This window comes from Mesorhizobium sp. WSM4312 (assembly GCF_002294875.1).
Classification (GTDB): Bacteria; Pseudomonadota; Alphaproteobacteria; order Rhizobiales; family Rhizobiaceae; genus Mesorhizobium.
On sequence record NZ_NSFU01000017.1, the window covers coordinates 25096 to 41957 of the forward strand.

Here is a 16862-nt window from a genome sequence, read left to right on the forward strand (position 1 = left end):
GCCGCTCCCTCGAAACCTGTGTCGGGAGTCCTTTTAGCATGCGGCCAAGATTTTTCGCGACGCTAATTGACGCGCCGGCAGCATTAAGTGGCGGCGCATAGAAAATCATTTAATATCAAACTCTTATGGCAACTTCATGCCAGATGAGTCGCGCCGCTTCGCAGACCTTGCGATCAAAACGCGCTGACGTAGAGGCCGCCATCGACCGGTATGTTCTGGCCCGTGAGATAGCCGGCATGGACCGAGCAGAGGAAGGCGCAGATCTGGCCGAATTCCTCCGGCGTGCCGAGCCGCTTGGCCGGGACATCGGCGCTGATGCGGCTCTTGCGCGCGGCTGCCGCGGCAGGGTCCTCGACGGTGCCGGCCTCATGCGGGCCGCGCAGCCGGTCGGTGTCGAGCTTGCCGGGCAATAGGCTGTTGATGGTGACGTTGCGGTCGATCACCGTTCGCGCCACGCCGGCGAGGAAGGAGGTCAGGCCGGCGCGCGCGCCCGACGACAGGTCGAGACCGGGAATTGGGACATAGACCGACAGCGAGGTGATGTTGACGATGCGGCCGAAGCCGCGCTTCGCCATGCCGTCGAGGACGGCCTGCACCAGTTCGATCGGCGTCACCATGTTCTGGGTCACGCCTTCGAGGATTTTCGCACGATCGAGTTCGCGGAAATCGCGTAGCGGCGGGCCGCCATTGTTGTTGACGAGGATGTCGGGCTCCGGGCAGGCGGCGAGCAGCGCCTTCTGCACTTCCGGTTTCGAAACGTCGCCGACGACTTCCGTCACCGTCACGCCGTAACGCGCGCGCAGTTCCGCTGCGGTCTTGGCCACCAGTTCGGCGTTGCGCCCATTGACGACGATATCGCAACCGGCCTCGGCGAGCGCCATGGCGCAGCCTTTTCCAAGACCCTTGCTCGAAGCGCAGACGATGGCCTTCTTTCCGCGGATACCAAGATCCATGACGATTTCTCCTGTGATTTGGCCGGCAAGCTAGTCCCTAGGCTGGACCAATCGCAACCGTCACACGGTTGTTGCATGAATCGGGGCATAGGCTGCGCGAAAGCAAGGATGAAATCGCGATGCCAGGCCACGAGCCCCGCACTTTCCGCAGCATGTTCATTTCCGACGTCCATCTCGGCTCGAAGGCGGCGAAGGCCGAGTTCCTGATCGATTTTCTGCGCTACCATGACGCCGATATCATCTATCTGGTGGGCGACATCGTCGATGGCTGGCGGCTGCGGCGCAGCTGGCACTGGCCGCAAAGCCACAATGATGTCGTGCAGAAATTGCTGCGCAAGGCGCGCAAGGGCGCCTCGATCACCTATATCGCCGGCAATCACGACGAATTCGCCCGCCAGTTCCAGGGCGTGCATTTCGGCGGCATCGTCGTCGCCGACCGCGCCATCCATGAAACCGCCGACGGCAAGCGCCTCCTCGTCATCCATGGTGACCAGTTCGACACCGTCGTCCACAATCAGCGCTGGCTCGCCTATCTCGGCGACCACGCCTACGACGCGGCTATGAACGTCAACCGGGTGGTGACGCGGCTGCGCCAACTGCTCGGCCTGCCTTACTGGTCGTTCTCGTCCTGGGCCAAGGTCAAGGTCAAGAAGGCGGTCAACTTCATCGGTTCGTTCCAGACCGTGCTGACCGAGGAAGCCCGCCGCTCGCATGTCGACGGCGTCATTTGCGGCCATATCCACCATGCGGCGATCGAGAATTTCGACGACGTGCGCTACATCAATACCGGCGACTGGGTGGAGAGCTGCACGGCCGTGGTCGAGCACTTCGATGGCCGGATGGAAATCCTGACCTGGGCGCAGGTGCTGCCGGAGTCGCTGGACGAACCTTTCATCCCGATGCTCATCGAGGATCGGGTCGGGCAGGCGGCCTGACACGAAGGTCGCGACGACTTTAAGCGTCAATCATTGGTCCAGCCGGTTTCGCCTGCTTTTCCGCCATGTTAAGGGATCGATCCACGTCGCAGGCTGATCGAGCGCGGCGTAATTGGATCGATTCATGTCCCTGCCGCCGCTTTCGCCAGAACAGCTCGTCAAGCCGCGCCATTTCGAACTGCGCATGAGCCTGATCTTCGGCACACTGTTCATATCGCTCGGCACGCATCTGCCCTATTTTCCGCTCTGGCTGCAGGCCAAGGGGTTTCACGCCGAGCAGATCGCCGTCATCCTGGCCGCGCCCATGTTCCTGCGCGTGGTGACCACGCCGCTGCTGACGACGCTGGCCGATCGCGCGAGGGACCGCGCCAATGTCTATGTCGCGCTGGTGGCAGCCTCGCTGCTGCTCTCGGCGGGCTATTTCCTCACCCCGACCTACGCGATGGTGCTGGCTGTGTCGCTGGCGCTCACCGTTGTCTGGACGCCGCATTCGCCGATCGCCGATTCGCTGGCGCTTTCGGGCGTGCGCCGCTTCGGCTCGAACTATGCAAGCATGCGCAAATGGGGATCGATCTGTTATCTCTGCGCCAATGTCGCGGGCGGCTTCATCCTGGCGGCCACCGGACCCCAAGCCGTTCCGGTGATCATACTCCTTGCCCTTGGCGCGGCGCTCGTCGCCGGCCTGCTGGCGCCGCGCATGGGGCGCCCGCGCAAGGCCTCGCCGTTGTCGGCCATGGAAATCCAGCACGCGGCCCCGAGCCTGTTCAACGCCTATTTCCTCTACTTCACATTTGGCGTCGGCATTATCACCGCCAGCCACGCCTTCCTCTACGGTTTCGTTTCCATCTACTGGAAATCGATCGGCATCAGCGATTCCGTCGTCGGCCTGCTGTGGGCATGGGGCGTGGTGTCCGAAGTCTGCATGTTTTTGTTTTTCAACCGCATTTTCGCTTCCGTGTCGGTCGTCAAGGTGATGGTGATCGCCGGCATCGGCTCCATCGTGCGCTGGATCATCTTTCCATTGGTCTGGCCGCTCGGGCTCGGTATCGCCGGCTTCTTCGCCGTGCAGTCACTGCACTCGGTGTCTGTCGCCATGGTGCTCATCGGCCTGCAGAGAATGATCGCCGAGACCGTCTCCGAAGAGCGCACGGGTGCAGCGCAAGGCATCGCCTATTTCTTCAACGGCTTCTTCATGGCCGCCGTTACGCTGGCTTCCGGCCCGCTCTATGACCGTCTCGGCGTCGATGGTTTCCTGGTGATGATCCCGATCGCGATCGCCGGCCTGGTGCTGATCGGGCTTGCTGCGCGCTCAGCCCCAAAGCGCCCGGTCCGGGGGGGAGACGAGCGATCCCTGGTAGACGAGACCCGGCACACGGTCGCGGGCAAGTAGCAGCGGACCGTCAAGGTCGACGAAATCGGCGTCCTGGGCGAGCAGCACCGCCGGCGCCATGGCAAGCGACGTGCCGACCATGCAGCCGACCATGATGCCGAAACCGAGCTCGCGGGCGCGGTCGCGCAGCATGAGCGCCGCCGTCAGTCCGCCCGACTTGTCGAGCTTGATGTTGACGGCGTCGTAAAGGCCGACCAGCGTTTCCAGGTTCTTCGCCTCATGCACGCTTTCATCGGCGCAGATCGGCACAGGATGGGCGATGTGGCGCAGGACCTGGTCATGGCCAGCGGGCAGGGGCTGTTCGACCAGCGCAATGCCTCGCTCCGCCGCAAAAGCGAGGTTTGCCACGATGTTGTCGTCGGTCCAGCCCTCATTGGCATCGAGGATGATTCGGCTCCGAGGCGCGGCCTCCGTCACGGCGCGAATCCTGGCGGTGTCGTTGTCGCCGCCGATCTTGACCTTCAGCAGTGGCCGGCCGGCATTGGCGCGGGCCTGTGCCGCCATCGCTTCGGCTTCGCCGAGCGACAATGTATATGCGGTTTCCAGCGGGCGCAGCGGCGCCGGCCAGATTGCGTTTGCCACCGGCTTGCCGCTGATCTTGGCTTCAAGGTCCCACAGCGCGCAGTCGACGGCGTTGCGGGCGGCTCCCGCCGGCATAGCGTCGAGCAACGTGGTCCGGTCGATGCCACCGGCGATCCGCTCGCGCATGGCCTCAATCGCGGCGTGTACGCCGTCCATGGTTTCCCCATAGCGCTTGTAGGGGACGCATTCGCCGCGCCCGCTATGACCGTCCTGGCTGATCGTGCAGGTGATGACCTCGGCCTCGGTCTTGGAGCCGCGCGAAATGGTGAAAGTGCCGGCGATTGGAAAACGCTCGGCCTCAACCGAAATGACACGCGCCATATTTTTCTGCTCCGGCTGTGCGAGAAGGGTTGTCGGCAAATCGACAAGGTCGGACCCATCAGGCTAAACAGGACGCCATGTTGACCATCGGCAAGCGCGACGCAAGCGGCACCACCGCCTCGGAGGCTGACCACCAACCGCGCGTCGCGGTCGGCGAGGAGGGTGGCGTGCTCGGCTGCGCGTTCTCCGGAATCTGGACGACACGGACTGTGGCGCTGGTCGACGCCGACATGCGCAAGATCGAGAAACGAAACGGTTTCAAGACTTTGGCGCTCGATCTTTCGAAAATCGAGAAGATCGATACCGCCGGCGCCTGGTTAATCGACCGGCTCGTCAGCGCCTTCGAGAAGAAGAAGGTCGAGGTTCGGCTGCAAGGCCAAAGCGAGATCGCCGCCATCCTGCTCGACGCGGTCGGCGAGGCTGTCCGGCGCGAACCCGAATCCGGCCCGGCGCGGCCGCCCAATATCGCCATTCGTGCCCTCGAGGCGGTTGGCCGGCGCGTCTACGAGATGCGTGACGATTTCCTCGCCTCGATGAATATTCTGGGCGCCACCATCCGCGGCGCGCAGATGAAGCTCGGCCGTGGCCATGCCGTCAACCCGGCGGCGATCTTCAACCAGATCGACCGCATGGGCGTCGGCGCCATTCCCGTGGTGGTGCTGATGTCGGCGATCGTCGGCGCCATCGTTGCCCAGCAAGGCGCCTACCAGCTCAGCTATTTCGGCGCCGACATCTTCGTCGTCGACCTCGTCGGCGTGCTGATCCTGCGCGAACTCGGCGTGCTGATGACGGCAATCATGATCGCCGGCCGCTCCGGCAGCGCGATCACCGCCGAGATCGGCTCGATGAAGATGCGCGAGGAGGTCGACGCACTGAAGGTCATCGGTCTCAATCCGATTGGCGTCCTGGTCTTTCCGCGCCTGGTTGCGCTGGTGATCGCCTTGCCGTGCCTGACGATCATCGCCAATTTCGCGGCACTCGGCGGCGGCATTGCCGCGGCCTGGCTCTACTCCGATATCCCACCCGCCGCATTCATCGACCGCCTGCGTGTCGCCATCGATCTCAGCACGATTTTCGCCGGGCTGATCAAGGCGCCGTTCATGGCCATGATCATCGGCACGATCGCCTCGGTCGAAGGCATGAAGGTCGGCGGCAGCGCCGAATCTCTCGGCCAGCACGTGACTGCCTCCGTGGTGAAGTCGATCTTCGTCGTCATCATCCTCGATGGGCTTTTCGCCATGTTCTACGCAGCTATCGAGTTCTGACACAATGGCGAAGGGCAATGGCATCAAGACGGAGGAAAAGGACCAGAACGAGATCGTCCTTTCGGTGCGTGACGTCACCGTTGCCATCGACGACAAGCTGATCCTCGACAAGCTTTCGCTCGACATCAAGCGCGGCGAGATCCTGGGGTTCGTCGGCGCTTCGGGCGCCGGCAAGTCCGTCCTGTTGCGCACCATTCTCGGGCTGATGCCCAAGCAGTCCGGGACGATCAGGCTGTTTGGCGTCGACGTCGACAAAGCAAGCGATATCGAGCGCCTGCGCATCGACATGCGGCTTGGCGTGCTGTTCCAGCATGGCGCGCTGTTTTCGGCGCTGACCGTGCAGGAGAATGTGCAGGTGCCGATGCGCGAATATCTCGACCTGCCAAGGAAGCTGATGGACGAGCTGGCACTGCTCAAGATCGAGCTGGTCGGGCTGCCGCCGGACGCGGCGCAGAAATTCCCATCAGAACTTTCCGGCGGCATGATCAAGCGCGCAGCACTTGCGCGCGCCCTGGCGCTCGATCCGGATATCGTCTTTCTCGACGAGCCGACGTCCGGCCTCGATCCCATCAGTGCTGCCGAGTTCGACGAACTCGTCGTCAAGCTGCGCGACACCATGGATCTGACCGTCTATATGGTCACGCACGACCTCGACACGCTGTTTACCGCTTGTGACCACGTGGCGGTGCTCGGCAAGAAGAAAGTATTGGTCGAGGGCACCATCGACGACATGCTGAAGAGCGAGGAACCGTGGGTGAAATCCTATTTCCGCGGAAAACGCGCCCGCCAACTTGATCTTGCCGCACGTGCATAGCCATAAGTGAAATAATGGAAACCAGAGCCAACTACGTCATTGTCGGCATCTTTACGCTGGTTGCGATCCTGGCGGCGTTCGGCTTCGTCTACTGGACGGCGGCGATCGGTGACAGGGGCGAGACGACGCTGCTGCGCGTGCGCATCCCTGGTTCGGCTTCCGGTCTTGGCCGCGGCAGCTTCGTGCTGTTCAACGGCGTCAAGGTCGGTGACGTCAAGCGCGTCTATATCGACGTCGACAATCCGACGGTCGCCATCGCCGACACCGAGATCGATCGGATGACGCCGATCACCAAGTCGACGCAGGCCGATATCGGGCTTGCCGGCCTCACCGGGCAGGCCAATATCGAGCTCAAGGGAGCCGATCCCAAGGAAGTGAAACTTCTCGATCAGGCCGAGAAGGAAGGCAAGGTCGCCGAGATCGTAGCCAACCCTTCCGCCGTGACCAATCTGCTGCAGACGGCGCAGAACATCTTCACCCGCGCCGACAAGGTGCTGTCCGAACTCGAGGGCTTCACCAGGGATGTTCGCGGGCCGCTGACACAGACTGTCCAGAACGTGCAGACATTCTCCGATGCGCTGGCCAAGAATTCCGACGGCATCGACAAGTTCCTGTCCAGCGTCAGCGCGCTGTCCGAAGAGCTGAAGGGCGTGTCCGGCAAGCTCGACGGCACGCTGAAGGCGGCGGAGGGCCTGCTCAACGCCGTCGACAGGGACAAGATCAAGAGCATCGTCGCCAATGTCGATACGGTGACCGCGAACCTCAAGCAGACATCGCAGCAGCTCGACGGCGTGATCAAGAATGTCGACACGGCGGTCGGGTCCGTCAATGATTTCGCCAAGCAGACGCAAGGCACGCTGACCAAGGTCGACGGCGTGCTCGACGGTGTCGACCCGGCACAGGTGCGTACGGCTCTGGCCAACATCCAGAAGGCCAGCGAAAACGCCAACAAGGCCGCCGCCGACATTGCAATGGTGACCGACAAGTTCGCCAACCGCGCCGACGATATCAATCAGACGATCAAGGACGCCAAACAACTCGCGCAGCGCCTCAACGATGCCTCGGTGCGGGTCGACGGCATTCTGGCCAAGGTCGACAATTTGCTCGGCTCCGGCGAGGCCAACGGTGTGATGGCGGACGCCAGGGCCACGCTGAAGTCGTTCAAGCAGGTCGCCGACACGCTGAATGCGCGCCTTGGCACCATCACCGACAATCTGTCGCGCTTCTCAGGCCAAGGCCTCTCGAATGTCGAGGCGCTGGTGCAGGACAGCCGCCGCTCGATCACGCGTATCGAGGAAGCGGTCACGGATCTCAGCCGCAATCCGCAGCGCATTCTTTCAGGTGGCGAGGGCGAGGTTCGGCAATTCGACGGCAGGGCGCGGCGTTGACTTCGGCGTCTGCTCGCCCCAAGAACATGAGCCGCGGATGCGGGTTGATCTTACGATCCGGGGACAACGGGGATCGCGCGTGAAGTCGGTATGGGTGAGAACGGGTGGATTGACACCGGCTGCGGCGCTGCTTGCGCTATCGCTTGCCGGCTGTGCGGTACTGGGCGGCAAGCCTGCGCCGCTCGACACATTCGAGCTTTCGGCGCCGTCGGTTGACGCCCGCGGCCATAGCCGCAAGCAAATCCTGATCGCCCAGCCCTCGGCACTCAAGGCGCTGGACAGCCAGAACATCGTCATCAAACCCTCCGACCGCTCGATCCAGTATCTGAAGGGCGCGCAATGGGCCGACCGGCTGCCGGTGATCGTGCAGGCGCGGCTGGCGGAGACCTTCCAGCGTTCGGGCAGCTTTGCCGGCGTCGGCAAGCCGGGCGAGGGCCTGGCGATCGACTACCAGGTGATCGTCGAGATCCGTTCCTTCGAAGTGAGTGTCGACGGTGGCGAACATGCCGAAGTCGACCTGTTCGTGCGCCTGCTCAACGATCGCAACGGCGAGGTACGCGCTTCCAAGAGCTTCACCGCGTCCGCGCCGGTTTCGGGCAGCGGCAATCCTGCCTATGTCAGTGCGCTCGACAGCGCGTTCGGCGATGCCGCCAAACAGATCGTTCGCTGGACCGATTCGGTGATCTGAGCGCAATCCCGCCAGACGCTTCAAGCTACAAGCTGTCGAAGGCTTCCGGCTGCAGCTTTCCAGTCTTCATCAAGTGCTGCAGCGTGTAGGTGACGGACAGCGCGTCGTCGAGCGCGTCATGTCCCTGCAATGGCGGGTGTTCGACGCCATGATAGTCCGCAAGCTTGTTGCTTGGCGTCCGTGCGAGATCCTCGAGCGGCATCCCCGCCGCGATCAGCAGCTTGACGGCGTTGTCGAACCGGGTGGCGGGGATGGACGGCTGAATGCCCGCGACATAGCAACTGATGGCGATCATGTTCAGTTCGTCCTTGCCCCAGGACCAGAACCGCGCGCCATCGGAAAAGCGATCGACCCCGGCAAGTGCTTCTCCAAGCGCAACCCCTTCGGTCTCGATGTTTTTCTCGGTTATGCCGGTCAGTCTGGTGAAGAACGGATCGAGTTCGTATTTCCGGCCAAACCGGTCGATCGGTCTGATATAGGCCTTGTGCGTGCCGAGCAGCGGAAAGTCGTCTTCGAGACCAAACTTGACCGCGCCGATCTGCGCGATGACAGGGTCGGGATCGTGAGCCGCGCACCAAAACCGACGTTGCGACCCCTCAAGGCAGAGAAATTCGCAGTCGAATATGATTGCCGTCTTCACGGTCAGCACCCTTTTATCGGTGAACCGGGCGTTTGGGTGCCTGCTTGCGGAAACGCAGAGGTTTCCGCAAGCAGATCCCGGCCATCTGGCCGCTGACGCTTAGTGCAGGCGCCCGCTGGCGTGGGCCAGCATGGTGTAGACCTTGCCGGTGTCCGAGGTCAGGTAGGTCTGCGCCATGATGTTGTCGCGGTCGTTGCGCGAGACGTCCTTGAGCAGTTTTTCGAAGTCGTCGCAGTAACGGTCGACGGCGGCGCGGAATTCGGCCTCGCCCTGATACTTGCGGCGGATTTCGTCGAACGTCTGCTGGCCCTTCAGCGTGTAGAGCCGGCGCGTGAACACGTCCCGCTCGCCACGCCGATAGCGGTTCCACAGCTCGATCGAAGCATCGTGGTCAATTGCCCGTGCGATGTCGACGGATAGCGAGTTCAGCGATTCCACGACATGCAGCGGCGAGCGCTGGGCAGGGGCCGCGCGCGGCGCTTCCACGGGCGCCGAGGGTGCTGCCGCCGGCCTGAGATCCGCATCGTTCGACGCCGCTGTCAGGAGGTCGCGCACCCAGCCGCCCTGTGGCGTGCGGGCGCCGGCTTCGGGACGCTGGCGCGGCTCGGCCGGACGCTCGAGATCGAGCGTGCCGCGCAGCGCCGTGCCGCCCAACGGCGCCTGAGGCGTGCGAAGCTCCGGCTGCGGTGCCGGCGCGCGACGTGGCGGTTCGGCGGGACGTGCTGCCGGCGCTTGCGACGCCGGGCGCAGATTGCGTGGCTCCGAGGTGTCGCCGCCGCCGCGGCCGGACTTCGCGACGATGTCGGAAAGCTCCTTCAAGGCGTTGATCTGCTCGGAAACGGCGCGGCGGATCGCCGAGGTCGATTCCTTTGCCTCTTCCGGCATCTCGATGACGCCCTTCTTGAGTTCGGCGCGGGTGAGATCGAGTTCGCTCTTGATCGAGCTCGCGGTGCGCCGCATCTCATCGGTGGCATCGGCGAAGCGCTTGGTTGCCGAATCGACCACGTCGGTGATGGCATTGCGGATCTTGTCGGCCGACTCCATCGTCTTGCCTTCGGCGTTCTGCAGCGTCTGGCCGACGAGGTTTTCGAACGAGCGCATGACCCTTTCGAGATCCTCCGACTTCTTGACCAGACCGACGGCGAGGTCTTCGAGCGATGACTGCCTTTCCAGCGTGTGCTCGAGGTTGCTCTGGGCCGAGCTCAACAGGTCCGAGGCGCTGGCCAGGAGGCGGCTGTGTTCATCGAACTTGGTGGCGATCGAGGCCACTTCGCGCAAGGTCGACGACGACAGTTCCGTCAGCCTTGTGGTGTTCGAATCGACAAGGCGCGCCGAGCTGGCAAAGGTCTGCGCCGCCTTTTCTGTTGTCGCCGCGAAGCTCTGCGTGCTGCCGGTCAGGCGTTCGTCGACCTGACCGAGATTGACCGCGGCCTGCTCGATCAGCTGACCGAGCTGCGAGCTGGACTTGGTCATGCGGCCGATGAGATCGGCAACACTGTCGGACAGCGACGAGCGGGCGCCTTCGACCGCCGACAAAGTCTCGGCGGTGCGGTTGGCGAGCGCGTTGACCAGGGCGGCATTTTCGCTGCGCAGCTTCTCGGTGGCGCGTTCGGTGACCTCTTCCATGCTCTTTTGCAGTTCCGAGCCACCCTGGGCGAAGCGTTCGACCAAAGGCCGCGCGGTTTCGTCGAGGATCTTCGACATTTCGGCCGACCGCGCCGCGAGCATGGTGTTGAGTTCGCGTGTGTTGGCGCCGATCGTCTTGGCGGCGTCGTTGGTGCTCTGGCCGATATGCTGGCCTACAGCGGTGAAGGTCTCGGCGATCACATTGGCGCGCGAAACGAGCTGTGCCTCGGCGCTCGACACCTGCTCATTGAGCCTCTGGCCCATTGTTTCGGTGGTATGGGCGAGGCGGTTCTCGACGCTGGCGATCTGCTCCTCGACACGGGCGGCCGCAGCCGCCGCGGTCGATGCAAGACGCTCGTCGGCGCCGGCAAGTGCCTGCTCGATTTCGCGGGCGTGCACGGCCAGTTCCTGGCCGGTCTGGCGCGCACGGTCGGCGACCTTCTGCTCGGTGCTGGCGAAAGCCCCGACGATGGTCTGCGCATGCTCGCCGATCGTCGAAGAGCTGTCGGCGATGCGCGAGACCAGGCGTTGGTCGGCCTCGTCGAAGATGCGGCCGATCTCGGACGCACGGCTGGACAGAGCATCCGAACCTTCGGCGATGCGCGAGACCAATTGCTGATCGGCGGCATCGAAGATGCGGCCAAGGTCGGTTGCGCGGGCGGCGAGCGCCTCGGCGGATTCGCCGATGCGCATGCCGAGCCGCTGGTCGGCGCTTTCGAAGTTGCGCAGGATGTCCCCGGCGCGGGCGGCCAGCGATTGTGCCGTCTCGACAGCGCGGGCGACCAGTTTCTGGTCGGCTGCGTCGAAGGTGCCGGCAATCTCGCTTGCACGGGCCGCCAGATGGTCCGCAGTATCCTGGGCCCGGGCAGCCAGCTGGTCGGCCGTTTCCTGGGCGCGGGCGGCGAGCTTCTGGTCCGCCAGCTCGAAGGTGCCGGCGATCTCGCCGGCGCGGGCGGCCAGTTGATCGGCGGTTTCGTGGGCGCGGGCCAGCAGCGAGCTGGAGGCGTCGTCGGCGCGGGCGAGCAAGGCGTTGGACGTATCTTCCGCACGGGCGTGCAGGCGACGGTCGGCTTCCTCGAAGGTGCGGGCGATGTCTTCGGCCCGCGCCAAAAGGGCGGCGGACGTCTGTTCGGCGCGCTCGGCGATCTTGCGGTCGGCATCGCTGAAGGCTGCACCGGCCTGCTCATGCAGCGCGCTGGTGACCTCCAGGACCTTTTCGCGCAAGGCGCCGGCGACGAAGACCGCGCTCTTTTCGAGCACGCTGCGGACATTGTCGACGCCGGTCGAGAGCGCGCGCTCCATGGTTCCGGCGCGTTCCTCGATGATCCCGGTCTGACGGCTGAACGCCTGCTCGATCTTCTCTACATCGGCGGCGATCGCGGCCGAAATGTCGGTGCTTCTGGCAGCGATCTGGTCGATGTGGCCGGACAGCGAACGGTCGACGTCCTTGCGGGTCTCTGCGAGCTTGCCGAGATCGTCTTCCAGCGCGCGGCTCAGCATGTTGCGGCCTTCGGCCAGCTTGCCGACATGGCCAGCGATGACGCCGTCGATCTCGCCGCGGCTTTCGCTCAGCTTCTGCAGGTCGGCCTCGAGGGCGCGCTTGAGAATGTCGCGGCCTTCGGCGAGCTTTTCCACCTGGCCGGCCACCAGCCCGTCGATGCTGGAGCGGCTTTCGGCGAGCTTGGCGAGATCGGCTTCGAGGGCGCGTTTGAGAACGTCGCGGCCTTCGGCCAGTTTCTCCACCTGGCCGGCGACCAGGCCGTCGATGCTCGAACGGCTCTCGGCCAGCTTGGCAAGGTCGTCCTCGAGCGCCCTGGACAGGGTCGAGCGCTCCTGGACAAGCCTGTCGGCGTGGCTGCCGACCAGGCCGCTGACGCTTTCGAGGTCGGCTTCCAGCGCCTTCGACAGCGTCGAACGGTCCTGGATGAGTCGCTCGGCATGGCTGTTGACCAGGCCGTTGACGTTGTCGAGGTCGACTTCCAGCGCCTTCGACAGGGTCGAACGATCCTGGACGAGCCGATCGGAATGGCTGCTGACCAGGCTATTGACGCTTTCGAGATCGGCTTCGAGCGCCCTGGCGAACTGGGCGCGGTCGTCGACCAGCTTCTGCGACTGGTCGGCAACGGTGTTCTTGATGGTGTTGAGGTCGGCTTCGAGCGCGCGCTTGAGAATGTCGCGGCCTTCGGCCAGCTTCTCGACCTGACCAGCGACCAGCCCGTCGATGCTGGAGCGGCTGTCGGCCAGCTTGGCGAGGTCGTCCTCGAGAGCCTTCGACAATGTCGAACGATCCTGAACGAGCCTGTTCATGTGGTCGGCGATTACGCTGTTCACATTCTGCAAGTCGGCTTCGAGGACCTGCGAAAGCAGTCCGCGATCCTCCGCCAGCCTTTCCGATTGGCTCGATATGACACCCTTGATGGTGTTGAGGTCCGATTCCAGCGCGCGCTTGAGAATGTCGCGGCCCTCGGCCAGCTTCTCGACCTGGCCGGCGACGAGGCCGTCAATGCTCGAGCGGCTTTCGGCCAGCTTGGCAAGGTCGGCTTCCAGCGTCTGCGACAGCAGGCTGCGGTCGTTGGCGAGTTTGACCGAATGATCGTCAAGCAAGCCCCTGATGCCAGATAGGTCGTCCTCGAGCGAACGGCCGAGTTGGCTGCGGTCATCCACGAGCTTTGCCGAATGCGCCTCGATCAGGCCCTTGATGCCGGCGATATCGTTTTCCAAGGCCTTGGCGAGCACCGCACGACCTTCGGCGATCTTCTCGACCTGACCGGCGACCAGCCCGTCAATGCTGGCACGGCTGTCGGACAGTTTGCCGAGGTCGGCTTCCAGGGCACGCGACAGGATGTTGCGGCCTTCGGCGAGCTTTCCAACATGGCCGGCGACCATTTCATCAATGATCGTGCGGGCTTGCACGAGTTTTCCGGAGTCTTCGTTGAGAGCCAGCGAAAGCCTGTTGCGGCCTTCTTCCAGCCTTTCGAGGTGGCTGCCGAGCGACGCGTCGATGGCGGCCCGCGATTCGTTGACCTTGCGCAGATCCTCTTCGAGGGCGCGCGCGATCAGGCTGCGGCCTTCGGCCAGCTTCTGCACCTGGTTGGTCACCGCGGCATCGATGCCGTCGCGGCTTTCGGCGAATTTCTCCAGGTCCGCCTGCATGGCGGCCGCCATGCGCTCGCGGCTTTCGGACAGCTTGCGGCTGTGGTTTTCGACGGCTTCCTCGATGCCGACACGGGCGTCGGCGAGCCGCTGGATGTCGCTATCGAAAGAGCGCGAGACGACATGACGCGCCGCTTCCATGCGACCGGCAAAGTCGCTGGCGCGAGCCTCCAGCATGCTCGATGTCGAGGTGACGATGTCGGCCATGTCGGCGCCGATCTGGGTCTTGCCCTGATCGATCATCGCGGCCAGCGTATCCTTGCTCTCGGCGAAGGTGTGGGCAATTTCGCGGGCGCGCTCGACCAGCGTCTCGTTGATCTGGCGGGCGCGGGCCTCGAGCGCTGCGTTGAGCTTCTGCGTGCCGGTGTCCAGCGCTTCGGCGCGGGTCTGGAATTCGCTGATCAGGGCCTGACCGCGTTCGGCCAGCGTACGTTCGATGCCGTTGAGGCTGGCTTCGAATTCCGAATTGAGGGTGCGCGCGGCGCCGCCGAGCAGCGAAACCATGCCGGTGGTGCGATCGTCGAGCAGATCGGTCAGCGACCGGGTCAGGCCGTCCGTCGTATCCGTCAGCTTGGCGATGCGCGTGTCGAGCAGGCTGGCGAAGGCCTCGCCGGAGGTCGAAAGCTTGTCGGTGATGGTGTCGAGCCGGCCTTCCACCGAATCGAAGATCGACATCGAGCTTTCATTGATGCGGTCGATGAGCGTGTCGCCGGAATTGGTGATCGTCATCGACAGCTTGGTCGACGCATTGAGGATCGAGTCGCGGATGATGTCGCTGGCGGAGCCGATTTCATCCCTGAGCGTCTCATGCGCACCGGCAATCGAGGCACGGACGCGCTCGGCATGGCTGACGACCGCCTCGCGCTCGCTGCCAAGCCCGTCGACGAGCGAACGGATGCGGGTTTCGTTTTCCGAATAGGAGCGCTCGATCTGGTTGACTTCGCTGTGGACCAGCGTTTCCAGCTCCACGGCGCGGGCCAGCGTGCGTTCGATGCCTTCGCCCATGGCCGCCACCTCGCGGCGAACGGCCTGGCCGATCATCATGACGCGATCCTGCGCCATGTTTTCCGGCTCGGTCAGGCGGAAGGCCACTTCCGTCATCGACTGGGCGGCAATCCGCATGTCCTGGGCGCGGCGAATCATGGCTGCGAAGGCCCAGAACAGGATGATCGGCACGATCGCCGCGACGGCGAGGCCAATCAGTTCGGGACGGGCAAGGAACTGGTCGAGAGTGCGGATCCTCCAGATGCTCGGTCCGAATAGCAGGTTGGCGAGCCCGCCGGCGCCGGCGATCCAGGCGAGCGAGACGAAGGCGACGATCCAGTAGACGGTGTTGGAGGCGCGCCTGTTGAGGCCGTGCAGCAGGGTCTTGTAATCCTTCTGGCGATCATCATTGGCCGGCGCGAAGCCCGTGGGCTGCGCGCCGTTGCCATTGCCATTGCGTGTCTCCACGGGGCGCAGTTCTGCCGGCTTGGCCTTCGGCGCGGGACTCGCGGGCTGATTGGCAATGGGGGCCTGATTGGCGGCGGGTGCCGGCTTCTGGTTGCGTCCCTCGCGTGCCAGCTCGTCGGCGGCCTGGGATATCTGCGCTTCCAGATCTTCCATCGAAGCCGCGATATCGAGATCGCCGCTGCCGATGTCGCCGCTGAGGTCGAGATCGAGCGCTTTTTCCAGTTCCCTGGCCACGTCGCTGTCGAGATTTCTCGTCGTCGTCGTTGGTTTCTTTGCCATGCCTTCGCTACCCTGTACTAGCTGCCGCGGGGCTTATAATTGTCTTTGTCGTACCCCCGCGCAGGAGGCTGAAAATGGACCCTCGTATCGTAATGACACAGGGGGGTAAAGAAAACATGCATTCCGCGGGATACGTAAAACTTTAAATATAAGGTTAACGGAACCGTGATCCGTGCGCCGCTTTCGCAACATTTTTCCGGGCCATTCATTAACCCGTTGTCCATTGGATTCGCCTAATTTTTCAGGCGGCCGAAGAAAACGGAGTTCGAGTTCATGCGTGGCGAAAGCGGCATTGCCTTTTCAATGCCCGGAGGCGACGTCTCGGGAACCAGGCAGTCCCGACCGGTCGATTTGGCACACCTTGCCCGGCAAACGATGGGCGACCGCGCCCTCGAGCAAGAGGTGCTGGCGCTGTTTGTACAGCAGGCGCTGTCGGTACGCGACAAAATTGTCGATGCCGATCTCAAGGACCGGCTTCTGCTGGCGCATGGGTTGAAAGGGTCTGCTCGCGGCGTTGGCGCCTTCGCCATCGCCGATTGTGCCACCGAGATCGAGCGGCAGCCGGAAGACGGCCAGACCCTCAAGCGGCTCGGCAAACTGATCGACGAAGTGCGCGATTTCATCGCCGCCATCAATCGCTGACCCGGTTTGTGGAAAAACGTCACCGAGCGGCGCTTTCGCACGGCAGTTGACTTGTCTGCCGGAGTGATTATCTCGGCGGAAACTCCCTTCAGGTGACAAATGACCAAGTTGACGTTCATCGCCCATGACGGCACACAATTCGACGTGGACGCCGAAAACGGCTCGACGGTCATGGAAAACGCCATCCGCAACGCCGTGCCGGGGATCGAGGCGGAGTGCGGTGGCGCCTGCGCCTGCGCCACCTGCCATGTCTATGTCGACGAGGCCTGGACGGCGGAAGTGGGCGAGCCGGAAGCGATGGAAGAGGACATGCTGGACTTCGCCTACGACGTCCAGCCGAACTCGCGTCTGTCCTGCCAGATCAAGGTACGCGACGCGCTTGACGGCCTGGTGGTGCGGGTGCCGGAGCGCCAGGGCTAGGGCGTGTTGATATTCGGGTGATGCCGGCCTGCAAACGGCGGCTTCCTCCGGCCTTCGCCGGCCGAAGCACTTGACGAGGGATCGTGGCAGCTAGGGCTATGGCCCGGGTAGGCCGGTACTCGCATATGAAAAGTACGTTGCGCTCCGGTTCTCGGTATCAACCCTGTTTGGTCGCTTCGCGCCGTCTTCGACTCCGGCTCGGCCTGACCTGAAACTCAATATGCCTTCGGCGACGTTCCAATTTCTTTGACATTGGCTGCTTGGCAGCAGGCCACGGCTCATGCAGTCTCGCCCCATTCCCAAGGGGACCACAT

Annotated in this window: 12 protein-coding genes; 8 read left to right on the forward strand and 4 right to left on the reverse strand. The window is 63.6% G+C overall.

Features of this window, described 5'->3' with window-relative positions; all coding sequences use genetic code 11:
- Positions 1–173 precede the first annotated feature (173 nt).
- Positions 174–953: an SDR family oxidoreductase gene (locus CK228_RS26160; protein WP_095789678.1), complete on the reverse strand. Its 780-nt coding sequence runs from the start codon at positions 951–953 to the stop codon at positions 174–176.
- A 119-nt stretch (positions 954–1072) separates the two neighbouring features.
- Between CK228_RS26160 and CK228_RS26165 the strand changes: the two genes are divergently transcribed.
- Both CK228_RS26165 and CK228_RS26170 read left to right on the forward strand, forming a co-directional pair.
- Positions 1073–1888 carry a UDP-2,3-diacylglucosamine diphosphatase gene (locus tag CK228_RS26165; RefSeq protein ID WP_095789736.1) on the forward strand — a complete coding sequence of 272 codons (816 nt, stop codon included), beginning with the start codon at positions 1073–1075 and terminating at the stop codon, positions 1886–1888.
- Positions 1889–2012: 124 nt separating this feature from the next.
- A complete protein-coding gene (locus CK228_RS26170) occupies positions 2013–3278 on the forward strand; it encodes an MFS transporter (protein WP_095789679.1) in 1266 nt (421 codons plus the stop codon).
- On the opposite strand, the gene dgcA is transcribed toward CK228_RS26170, so the two are convergent.
- Positions 3198–4181: an N-acetyl-D-Glu racemase DgcA gene (gene dgcA, locus CK228_RS26175; protein ID WP_095789680.1), complete on the reverse strand. Its 984-nt coding sequence runs from the start codon at positions 4179–4181 to the stop codon at positions 3198–3200. The two genes, CK228_RS26170 and dgcA, sit on opposite strands and share 81 nt — an antisense overlap.
- A gap of 77 nt (positions 4182–4258) precedes the next feature.
- On the opposite strand from dgcA, the gene CK228_RS26180 reads away from it, so the two are divergent.
- The 4 genes from CK228_RS26180 to CK228_RS26195 are packed head-to-tail and all read left to right on the forward strand — an operon-like array spanning position 4259 to position 8336.
- Positions 4259–5446, forward strand: coding sequence for an ABC transporter permease (locus CK228_RS26180; protein ID WP_095789681.1), 1188 nt, complete (start codon positions 4259–4261; stop codon positions 5444–5446).
- A 4-nt stretch (positions 5447–5450) separates the two neighbouring features.
- Positions 5451–6260 (forward strand): ABC transporter ATP-binding protein, encoded by an 810-nt coding sequence (locus CK228_RS26185; protein ID WP_095775351.1) that lies wholly within the window; start codon positions 5451–5453, stop codon positions 6258–6260.
- 14 nt (positions 6261–6274) lie between these two features.
- Positions 6275–7648 (forward strand): MlaD family protein, encoded by a 1374-nt coding sequence (locus CK228_RS26190; RefSeq protein ID WP_095789682.1) that lies wholly within the window; start codon positions 6275–6277, stop codon positions 7646–7648.
- Positions 7649–7685: 37 nt separating this feature from the next.
- On the forward strand, positions 7686–8336 hold the full coding sequence (locus tag CK228_RS26195) for an ABC-type transport auxiliary lipoprotein family protein (RefSeq protein ID WP_095775353.1): 651 nt from the start codon (positions 7686–7688) through the stop codon (positions 8334–8336).
- 25 nt (positions 8337–8361) lie between these two features.
- Here CK228_RS26195 and CK228_RS26200 read toward each other — a convergent pair whose 3' ends face one another.
- Both CK228_RS26200 and CK228_RS26205 read right to left on the reverse strand, forming a co-directional pair.
- The gene (locus CK228_RS26200; protein ID WP_095789737.1) at positions 8362–8976 is read right to left on the reverse strand and encodes an exonuclease; all 615 of its coding nucleotides are present in this window, start codon (positions 8974–8976) and stop codon (positions 8362–8364) included.
- A gap of 99 nt (positions 8977–9075) precedes the next feature.
- Entirely contained in the window at positions 9076–15486 is a 6411-nt protein-coding gene (locus CK228_RS26205) for a kinesin (protein WP_095789683.1), read from the reverse strand.
- A 273-nt stretch (positions 15487–15759) separates the two neighbouring features.
- Here CK228_RS26205 and CK228_RS26210 point away from each other — a divergent pair, with 273 nt between their 5' ends.
- Both CK228_RS26210 and CK228_RS26215 read left to right on the forward strand, forming a co-directional pair.
- Positions 15760–16128 carry an Hpt domain-containing protein gene (locus CK228_RS26210; protein ID WP_032930394.1) on the forward strand — a complete coding sequence of 123 codons (369 nt, stop codon included), beginning with the start codon at positions 15760–15762 and terminating at the stop codon, positions 16126–16128.
- A 99-nt stretch (positions 16129–16227) separates the two neighbouring features.
- On the forward strand, positions 16228–16548 hold the full coding sequence (locus tag CK228_RS26215; protein WP_010909663.1) for a 2Fe-2S iron-sulfur cluster-binding protein: 321 nt from the start codon (positions 16228–16230) through the stop codon (positions 16546–16548).
- Positions 16549–16862 lie beyond the last annotated feature (314 nt).

What these genes read in the sequence shown, in the direction of transcription:
- CK228_RS26160 (WP_095789678.1), bottom strand. Translation starts at nt 953, where the DNA reads ATGGATCTTGGTATCCGCGGAAAGAAGGCCATCGTCTGCGCTTCGAGC.
- CK228_RS26165 (WP_095789736.1), top strand. Translation starts at nt 1,073, where the DNA reads ATGCCAGGCCACGAGCCCCGCACTTTCCGCAGCATGTTCATTTCCGAC.
- CK228_RS26170 (WP_095789679.1), top strand. Translation starts at nt 2,013, where the DNA reads ATGTCCCTGCCGCCGCTTTCGCCAGAACAGCTCGTCAAGCCGCGCCAT.
- dgcA (WP_095789680.1), bottom strand. Translation starts at nt 4,181, where the DNA reads ATGGCGCGTGTCATTTCGGTTGAGGCCGAGCGTTTTCCAATCGCCGGC.
- CK228_RS26180 (WP_095789681.1), top strand. Translation starts at nt 4,259, where the DNA reads ATGTTGACCATCGGCAAGCGCGACGCAAGCGGCACCACCGCCTCGGAG.
- CK228_RS26185 (WP_095775351.1), top strand. Translation starts at nt 5,451, where the DNA reads ATGGCGAAGGGCAATGGCATCAAGACGGAGGAAAAGGACCAGAACGAG.
- CK228_RS26190 (WP_095789682.1), top strand. Translation starts at nt 6,275, where the DNA reads ATGGAAACCAGAGCCAACTACGTCATTGTCGGCATCTTTACGCTGGTT.
- CK228_RS26195 (WP_095775353.1), top strand. Translation starts at nt 7,686, where the DNA reads ATGCGGGTTGATCTTACGATCCGGGGACAACGGGGATCGCGCGTGAAG.
- CK228_RS26205 (WP_095789683.1), bottom strand. Translation starts at nt 15,486, where the DNA reads ATGGCAAAGAAACCAACGACGACGACGAGAAATCTCGACAGCGACGTG.
- CK228_RS26210 (WP_032930394.1), top strand. Translation starts at nt 15,760, where the DNA reads ATGCGTGGCGAAAGCGGCATTGCCTTTTCAATGCCCGGAGGCGACGTC.
- CK228_RS26215 (WP_010909663.1), top strand. Translation starts at nt 16,228, where the DNA reads ATGACCAAGTTGACGTTCATCGCCCATGACGGCACACAATTCGACGTG.